This window comes from Pseudomonadota bacterium (assembly GCA_010028905.1).
In the GTDB taxonomy this organism is placed as follows: domain Bacteria; phylum Vulcanimicrobiota; class Xenobia; order RGZZ01; family RGZZ01; genus RGZZ01.
Map to the genome: position 1 here is coordinate 23,432 of RGZZ01000013.1, position 8,339 is coordinate 31,770.

General features: G+C 66.4%; 10 protein-coding genes. 6 read left to right on the plus strand and 4 right to left on the minus strand.

Going from position 1 to position 8,339, the window contains the following annotated elements; all coding sequences use genetic code 11:
• Positions 1 to 11: 11 nt before the first annotated feature.
• Genes trpS through EB084_02160 form a run of 4 tightly spaced genes read left to right on the plus strand, consistent with a single transcriptional unit; the run spans position 12 to position 4,221 of the window.
• The gene (trpS, locus tag EB084_02145) at positions 12 to 1,028 is read left to right on the plus strand and encodes a tryptophan--tRNA ligase (GenBank protein ID NDD27051.1); all 1,017 of its coding nucleotides are present in this window, start codon (positions 12 to 14) and stop codon (positions 1,026 to 1,028) included.
• Entirely contained in the window at positions 1,025 to 1,879 is an 855-nt protein-coding gene (locus EB084_02150; protein NDD27052.1) for a hypothetical protein, read from the plus strand. The genes trpS and EB084_02150 overlap by 4 nt, the downstream gene beginning before the upstream one ends.
• 4 nt (positions 1,880 to 1,883) lie before the next feature.
• Positions 1,884 to 2,456, plus strand: a complete 573-nt coding sequence (scpB, locus tag EB084_02155; GenBank protein ID NDD27053.1) for an SMC-Scp complex subunit ScpB — start codon at positions 1,884 to 1,886, stop codon at positions 2,454 to 2,456.
• The gene (locus EB084_02160) at positions 2,401 to 4,221 is read left to right on the plus strand and encodes a GAF domain-containing protein (GenBank protein NDD27054.1); all 1,821 of its coding nucleotides are present in this window, start codon (positions 2,401 to 2,403) and stop codon (positions 4,219 to 4,221) included. Before scpB ends, EB084_02160 begins: the two co-directional genes overlap by 56 nt.
• 4 nt (positions 4,222 to 4,225) lie before the next feature.
• Here EB084_02160 and EB084_02165 read toward each other — a convergent pair whose 3' ends face one another.
• On the minus strand, positions 4,226 to 4,507 hold the full coding sequence (locus tag EB084_02165; protein ID NDD27055.1) for a stress-induced protein: 282 nt from the start codon (positions 4,505 to 4,507) through the stop codon (positions 4,226 to 4,228).
• 187 nt (positions 4,508 to 4,694) lie between these two features.
• On the opposite strand from EB084_02165, the gene EB084_02170 reads away from it, so the two are divergent.
• The gene (locus tag EB084_02170) at positions 4,695 to 4,904 is read left to right on the plus strand and encodes a hypothetical protein (protein NDD27056.1); all 210 of its coding nucleotides are present in this window, start codon (positions 4,695 to 4,697) and stop codon (positions 4,902 to 4,904) included.
• Between the two features lie 47 nt (positions 4,905 to 4,951).
• Positions 4,952 to 5,719, plus strand: a complete 768-nt coding sequence (locus EB084_02175; GenBank protein NDD27057.1) for an enoyl-CoA hydratase — start codon at positions 4,952 to 4,954, stop codon at positions 5,717 to 5,719.
• Here EB084_02175 and EB084_02180 read toward each other — a convergent pair.
• From EB084_02180 to EB084_02190, 3 genes are all read right to left on the minus strand, one after another.
• Positions 5,700 to 6,866: a pyridoxal phosphate-dependent aminotransferase gene (locus EB084_02180; protein NDD27058.1), complete on the minus strand. Its 1,167-nt coding sequence runs from the start codon at positions 6,864 to 6,866 to the stop codon at positions 5,700 to 5,702. The two genes, EB084_02175 and EB084_02180, sit on opposite strands and share 20 nt — an antisense overlap.
• Positions 6,803 to 7,849: a succinyl-diaminopimelate desuccinylase gene (dapE, locus tag EB084_02185; protein NDD27059.1), complete on the minus strand. Its 1,047-nt coding sequence runs from the start codon at positions 7,847 to 7,849 to the stop codon at positions 6,803 to 6,805. Before dapE ends, EB084_02180 begins: the two co-directional genes overlap by 64 nt.
• Positions 7,846 to 8,339: 2,3,4,5-tetrahydropyridine-2,6-dicarboxylate N-succinyltransferase (locus tag EB084_02190; protein NDD27060.1), on the minus strand; the 494-nt coding region annotated here is incomplete at its 5' end. The genes EB084_02190 and dapE, both read right to left, overlap by 4 nt.

Consider the following 8,339-nt stretch of genomic DNA (forward strand, 5'->3'; position numbering starts at 1 on the left):
CATTGGGTCCCATGACGCACGCCCCTTCACCCGCCCGACGCAAGCGCATCCTCTCCGGCATGCGACCCACAGGGAAGCTGCACATCGGCCACCTCCTGGGGGCCATCGAGAACTGGAAGCATCTCCAGGATGACTTCGACTGCTTCTACATGGTGGCAGACTGGCATGCGCTCACGACCGGCTATCGTCGGTCGGCCGACGTCAAGGACGAGATCCGCGAGATCGTGCTCGACTATCTCGCGGGAGGGGTCGACCCGGAACGTTGCACCTTCTACGTGCAGAGCGATGTCCCGGAGATCGCCCATCTCCACCTGCTGCTCTCGATGATCACCCCGGTCGGCTGGCTCGAGCGGGTGCCGACGTACAAGGATCAGGTCGAGGCGCTCGGGTCGGACGTGGCGACCTACGGATTCCTGGGCTATCCAGTGCTCATGACCACTGACATCATCATGTTCAAGGCAGAGGTGGTGCCCGTGGGGCAGGATCAGGTTGCGCACCTCGAGCTGTGCCGCGAGATCGTTCGACGCTTCAACACCCTCTATCGCCCCGTGTTTCCCGAGCCCCAGCCTCGTCTCACGCGCTTCGCCGCCGTTCCGGGCCTCGATGGCAGAAAGATGAGCAAGTCGTACGGCAATGATCTGCTCATCAGCGATCCCCCCGAGGTCATCGAGAAGAAGATGAAGACTGCCATCACCGATCCGTCGCGGGTCTATCGACGCGACCCGGGTCGTCCAGAGCTGTGCACGGTCTATCAGTATCACAAGATGTATGCGGCCCCGGAGGTCCAGCGCGAGGTGTTCGAGGGGTGCCGCGCCGGCGCGCTCGGATGCGTCGACTGCAAGAAGAAGGCTGCGGCTTCGGTGGTCGCGGGGCTTGCCCCGATTCAGGAGAAGCGCCGCGATCTCGCGGAACGACCCGGTGTCATCGAGGAGATGCTCTCCGAGGGGGCCAGGCGCGCCCGCGAAGTGGCCTCGGCCACCCTCGAAGAGGCCCGTGACGCCATGGGGCTCGCCCGCACGCGTTCATGACGTGGCAGGTCAAGCTCGATGTCTTCGAGGGTCCCCTCGACCTTCTGCTCTACCTGGTTACCAAGGATCAGCTCGACATCACCGAGATCTCCCTGGCGAAGGTGGCCGATGAGTATTTCGCGCACCTGAAGGCCCTGCAGGAAGCCGCGGTGGAAGCCCGCGCCGCGGGATTCGATCTCGACGTGGAGAGCGGCTACCTCGTCGTCTTCGCCTGTCTGCTCGAGATGAAGTCGCGCCTGCTGCTTCCGCCTGAGCCCGACGCCGATCTCCCGGATGGTTTCGATCTCGAGCGCGACACCGAGGAGCACGATCTCGTCGAGCGCCTCAAGGAGTACAAGCGCTTCAAGGAGGCCAGCAACCAGCTGCAGGATCGGGAGCGCCAGTCGCTGCAGATGTTCGCCCGGCCGGTCACCGAGGAGGAAGAGGTCGAGGTCGATGTGAACGCGGGTCTCGAGGTCTCGCTCCCGGATCTGCTCGATGCGTTGCGGCGCATGCTCGAGACCAACCAGCGTCGCAAGAAGAGCTCGCGGGGGCTTCGCCTGCAGCGGGTGGCTGTATCGGTGCCGCAGCGCATGAAGGAGATGCTGGCCTCCCTGGCTGAGATCTGTGCCGACGGCCGTCCGATCGAGTTCGTGGCGCTCTTCGAGGGCGACGTCTCGCGACCTCACGTCATCGTGACGTTCCTCGCCATGCTCGAGCTGGCTCGTCTGCGGCGCATCCGCATCGCGCAGGAGCCAGGCGTCGACGGACGTCGTGGCCCCATCATCGTCGAGCTCATCGACGGATCGCCGCTCGTGGGCAGCCTCGAGGTTCCCGCGGAGCGATCACCGTCAGGAAAGAGCAGAGAGTAGCACCATGTCGAAGCAGCCGCCCCCCTCGATGGACGAGCTCGTCACCCTCGAGGCAGTTCTGTTCGCAAGCCCCAGGCCGCTCGCGATCGCCGATCTGCGAGAGCTGACCGGTTGGCGTTCCGCGCAGATCGAGAACGCGCTGCGCACCCTGGTGTCAGAGTACGCCCAGCGTGGCATCAACATCCGCGAGGTGGCGAACGGCTTCCAGATGGTCACCTCGCCGCTGGCGGCTGACGTGGTGGCCCGCATGCGTGAGGTCCAGCGCTCAACGCTGTCCCGGGCCGCGCTCGAGACCCTGGCCATCATCGCCTACAAGCAGCCGGTGACCCGCGCTCAGGTGGAGTCGGTGCGCGGGGTGAACGTCGATCACATCATCACGAAGCTGCTCGACAAGCAGTTCATCCGAGAGGTGGGTCACGCACAGGCGCCGGGGCGCCCTGCGCTCCTGGGAACCACCCGTCACTTCCTGCAGTGGTTCGGTCTCAAGAGCATCGAAGATCTGCCGCCTCTCCCCGATATCGATGACATCGGCAACGCTGACATCCCGCTTCATCCGGCTGGCAGCGCTGAGGGCTGAGGCTCGATTCTCGATGGGCATCGAATCCGAGATGTCGGACCGTCGTGATCCTCACCGGGTCATCCTGGAGCACGAGCGCGCGCGCCTCGGCGCAGTGCTGCAGCAGATGCCGGTGGGGGTGGTCATCGCAGACGCGAGCGGCGCCATTGAGTTCGTGAATCAGCGGGCGGTCGAGATCCTGGGACAGCCACGGTCTTCCGCGGAGGCAGGCGCAGCGGGGTTCCCGGTCTATGACGAGGAACGTCTGGGCCAGACGGAGGGCGAAGCGCCCTTCGGTGAAGAGAAGACGCCGCTGCGTCGGGCGCTCGCGGGGGAGACCGTCTTCGGCCACCCGTCGGTCTACCGTCGCGAAGACGGTCGTTCCATCAACCTGAGAATCAGTGCCCGTACGCTGCGCGGCGCTGATGCAGCGATGAGCGGCGCGGTTCTCGTCTTCGTCGATGTCACCGAAGAGAAGCGTGCTGAAGATCAGGAACGCCTGCTGGCAGGGGTCGGTGCGTATCTGGGGCGGTCGCTCGACTACGAGCGAACACTCGAGACCCTGGTCTGGATGGCCGTTCCCCGCCTGGCCGACTGGTGCGTGGTCGATGTGATCGACGACGAGAGCACGTCGCTGCGCAGGGCCGCCGCTGCCCACGTCGACGAGTCGTGCATCGATCTGCTGTACGAGACGAAGCGGCGCTACCCTTACCAGCGCGCGTCTGTGAGCGGGGTGGCCAACGTGATCGAGACGGGCCAGACCCGGGTCTTCAACGGCATCACGCAGGAGGGCATGCTCGCCGGAGGCGTCCCCCCTGGTGAGGTTGAGATGGTCATGCGCATCGGCATCTCATCATCGATCATCGCGCCGTTGAGAGCCCACGGCCGTTCGCTGGGGGCGATCACGTTCGGACGGAGGACGAGCGCGTGCCCCTTTGACGACCATGAGGTTCGACTGGCAGAAGATCTGGCCTACCGAGCGGCGTTTGCCATCGACAACGCGCGGCTCTATCACGCCGAGCTTCAGGCGCGTCGACAGCTCGATGCGCTCTACGTGCGGGAGCGCGATCTGGTGAAGGTGCTGGGCAAGAGCTTTCTCGGGTCGCCGCCCGCGGAAGGGCTGTCTGTCGATGTGGCCGTCGACCACCTGTTCGCCTCCGAGGCGCAGCGGGTCGGGGGAGACTACCATGATGTCATCGGCCTCGACGACGGTCGCTGCCTGCTGGTGGTCGGAGACGTATGCGGCAAGGGCACCGAAGCGGCCGTTCACGTCGCCGCCGCCAAGTATCTGCTGCGTGCGTTCGCGCACGAGACTCCGTCTCCCGCAGCCCTGCTCGGGCGCCTCAACCGCGCCCTCTGCCGCGAGCTTGGAAAGGGGGGGCTGTTCGTCACCCTCACCTGCGTCATCATCGACCCTCACGCAAAGACCCTTACCTGCGCCAACGCCGGACATCCGCCCCCCGTCTATCATGCGGGGGGGAGCGACGCATCGGTCTGCCGTCTGCTGACGCACGGGGGCGTGCTGGGGGCGTCTCCGACGTTCACCTATGATGAGGTCACGGTGCCGTTCGAAGGAGGCGCTGTGGTCGTGCTCTTCACCGATGGGGTCTCAGAGGCCGACGGCGTGCTCGACCCGATCGGTGACGGGGGGGTGGGGGAGATCGTTCAGGCAAGCCTGCGCGAGCCGGCGCGGTGCATCGTCGATCGCGTGCTGGCCATGGTTCGCGTCAACACGCAGGGCAGCCCGCGCGACGATCTCGCCGTCGCGGCTGCCACTGCGCGCTGATCGGTCAGTTTGTCGCTTCGCTGGCCTCTTTCGCCTGTGCATTGGCGCGGGCGATCTCGCCGCGTCGCACGCCTCCGCGACGGCCAATCTCGGCCATGTGCTCGCGGTTTCGGCTGATGGTCTCTCCGCCCTTGCGCCCAGCGTTCCGGGCTTCCTCTGAGGTGAACTGATGGGCTTTTCCCTTCTCGTGAGAGGCGCGACCGCCCATGCGGGCGATCTCGCGCTGTCGGGTGCTGTCCATGGAGGCGAAGCCCCGAAGCGATGTGCGGTCCTTGCGCAGTGTCATGGGTAGATGGTTCCTTCCGTACTGTGATGCGTGATTCAGGGCGCCTGCCGCCAGACCAGGCCGGTGTGTTGGCGCGCTGATGAACCCTTGCTCTTCTCGTACCCCGTCGAACCCGGCTTGAAACATGGGGCGCCGGCCTTATCTGTCGACCCCGCTCAACCGATAAGGCGGGAGAAGGCCCCAGGCGATGACATGCGTCGGCCTCTACGATGGCTCGATTCTCTGTAAAAGGAAGGGGTACCACGTGCGCGCGTCCTACATCTCAGACGTCGGAAGTCTCCAAGCATCTACGAGCTACACCTTGTCAGGGGGGGGCATGTCAAAGGCTGCCAAAGCTGCAATCGTCGGGGTCGTGTTCGCGGTGGTCGTTTTCATCGCGGTGATCCTGTTCGGTTGAGTGCCTCCACGATCAAGGCGTCGGCTGCATCGACGGGTGGTCTGCGCATGAGCCTGAACATCGAGACGAGAAACGGGGTGGCGCGCCTTCAGATCGCGCGACCCGAGAAGAAGAACGCCATCACGGTGGCCATGTACGATGAGATGGCGACATTCATCGCATCGGTGTCGGCCGATGCGGCGAGTCGCGTCCTCCTCATTCACGGGTTGGAGGACGTATTCACCGCAGGCAACGATCTCGAAGACTTCGCACGACGCCCACCCACCGGTGAAGACGCCCCGGTGCTGCGCTTCATCCACGCGCTCGATCGCTGCGAGGTCCCCGTCGTGGCTGCTGTCAACGGTGTTGCCGTGGGAATCGGGGCCACCATGCTGATGCACTGCGATCTGGCCTATTGCGCCACTGATTCGGTGCTCTCCATGCCCTTCGTGACGCTGGGCCTGTGTCCGGAATTTGCCGCAAGCGCACTGCTGCCGCTCCTTGCCGGGTCGAAGGCGGCGTCTGAGAAGCTGCTGCTGGGAGACCCCATCAGCGCGGCCGAGGCGGTGGAGATGCGGCTTGTGAACCGCGCGCTGCCGCCCGACGAGGTGCTGGCCCACGCCGAGCGCCAGGCGGAGCGGTTCGTGTCGCTGCCCCCTGTGGCTGTGCGTGAGTCGAAGCGCCTGATGCGCAAGGCGCTCAACGGTCTCGTGGCCCCCGCGATAGCGGCGGAGGCCGAGGTGTTCATGCGCCTGCTGCGCGGACCGGAAGCGAGAGAGGCCTTCACGGCGTTCTTCGAGCGCCGCCGACCGGACTTCACACGATCTGCGCCCTGAACCCCGCGGCGATGCGCGCGAGCCCCTCGTCGAGGACGTCCGGCTCGCAGACCCATGAGATGCGCAGCCAGCCTTCGCTCGACTGACCGAACGCGCTCCCCGGAATGGTGACCACGTGATGCGCCTCGAGCAGATGCAGGGCGGTCTCAAGTGACGGTCGACCGTTCGGGATGGCCACCATGCAGTAGAACGCCCCCTCGGGCATCACCGCGTGCAGACCGTGGCGCGCGAGGGCGGCGGCGAGCAGCGGAAGGCGCGCGGCATAGTGCGCGCGATGCGACGGCACCTCTCCCGCAATGATCTCGAGGGCGACGTGCTGTGAGAAGGTCGAGGCCGACGTTGCGATGAGCTGGTGGGCGCGCACGGCGCTGGCGATGATGTCGGCAGGGCAGGCCAGCCAGCCGATGCGAAGCCCGGTCAGTGCGTGCGACTTCGACAGGCCTCCCGCGATGAGGGTGCTGGCGCGTAATGTGGCAGCCGAGGCCTGGCGCGCATGGTCGAAGGTGAGCTCGTGGTAGACCTCGTCACGCAGCACCCGGCAGCCTTCGGGCAGTCCGGCGTACAGGCGCGCAAGCTCGTCCGGTGCCCACACCCTTCCCGTGGGATTGCAGGGGGATGACAGCACCACGAGTCGCGTGCGCGAGGTCAGCGCCTCGAGAACAGGCTGGGCACGGGGGGTGAATCCGTCGTCTGGGGAGAGGCCGACGGCGCGGACCGCGATGCCCTCGGCCTCGCAGATGCGCGTGTAGGCGGGGTATGCCGGCTCCACCACGAGCACCTCGTCCTCCGATGGGTCGACAGCGACGCGAATGCCCAGGTACAGGGCCTCCTGCGATCCGTGCGTGATCACGATCTGCGAGGCCTCGGTCTCCAGTCTTCTCGCCACCGCGTCGCGAAGCGCCTCGTCACCGGCGTTTGCGGTGTAGGGGCATCCGCGCTCGCGCACGCGCGCGAGGGCTCGCTCAAATGCGCCCATGTCCGGGCGGAGCACAGGCTCGCCCAGGCCCAGGTCGATATCGCCGGGCTTCTTGCGGGCATTCACCTCGCGGATGAGCGAGGGGGCCACCTTTGCAAAGCCTGGGTTCACCGATCCACCAGTGCCTCGAGAACCGCGAGGCCGGCTTCGATGGCCTCGACAGCCACCCATTCCCCCGCCTGGTGAGCCTGTGCGGGGTCGCCGGGGCCCATGTTCACAGCGGCCACGCCCATCGCCGTGAGACGCGCCACGTCGGTCCAGGCCTGCTTCGGCTCGGGTTCGAGACGTGCGCGCGCAATCCACTCGGTCACCAGGGGATGGCGCAGGCAGACCGCACCGGATGGCGCGCCGTCGACAAGTGTCACCTCTCCCTCGTCGCCCACCAGGGCCACGAGATCCTGCAGTGCGTCGTCCTCGTGACGCCCAGGGGCGAATCTGTAGTTCACATTGATGTCGAAGCGGTCCGGGACCACGTTGCGCGAGTTCGCGGTGGAGGCCATGGTGGGGGTGAGCACTTCGAAGAACGGCAGCCCTTCGATGGTCACCTCACGTCGCTCTCTCGCGCGCAGCCGCTCGAGAACCGGAAGCGCGCGGTAGAGGGCGTTGTCTCCCTGCCACGGGCGTGCGCTGTGCGCGCGCGTGCCGCGCACGGTGACGCGGGCGTGCAGCGAGCCCACGCAGCCGACCTGCAGGCGGTTGGCGGTGGGTTCGAGCATCACCGCGAGATCGATGGGGGGCAGCTTTTCTAGAACAGGGGGAAGCCCGCTCTCGTCCATGGGGCCTTCTTCACGCTCGTAGAAGACCGCCACCAGGTCTGTGTGATAGTGGGCGTGGCGCTCGAGCAGCGCCATCATGACGGCCAGCCCGGCCTTCATGTCGCTGGCGCCGCAGCCGTACACCCTTCCATCCCTGATCTCGAGTGGTTGATCTGCCGATGGCAGCACGGTGTCGAGATGGCCGAACAGGCCGACGCAGGGCCGGTTCTCCCGGCGTGGCGGCACGACGAGGAGCGAGCTGTTGACGCGGTGCACAGCACATGCCGGCAGGGACGCCTGGGCCCATCGCTCGACATGGCTGCACAGCGCCGCCTCGTCACCGGTCACGCTCGAGATGGCGCACAGCGCGAGGGTCGTCTCAGCAAGACGCGGGGTCACACCGGCACCGCGAACTCGCGCAGAACGTCGTTCAGGCTGGTCTTGAGGTCGGTCGACGCCTTGCGCTGGCCGATGATGAGTGCGCACGGCACGCCAAAGGTACCTCCGGGAAATGTCTTGGGCATGGTCCCGGGAATCACCACCGAGCGAGCGGGCACGCGTCCCTTGCTGATGACGGCGGGATCGACCGTGACGTCGACGATGGGCGTAGAGGCCGTGAGCACCACGTTGGCGCCCAGAACGGCCTGCTGCTCCACGATCACCCCTTCGACCACGATGGCGCGGGAGCCGATGAAGCAGCCGTCTTCGATAATTACCGGACGGGCGGAGGGCGGCTCGAGAACGCCGCCGATGCCCACGCCGCCACTGAGATGCACGCCGCTGCCGATCTGCGCGCAGCTGCCCACCGTGGCCCAGGTGTCGACCATGGTGCCTTCGCCGACACGGGCTCCGATGTTCACGTAACCGGGCATCAAGATGCTTCCGCGTT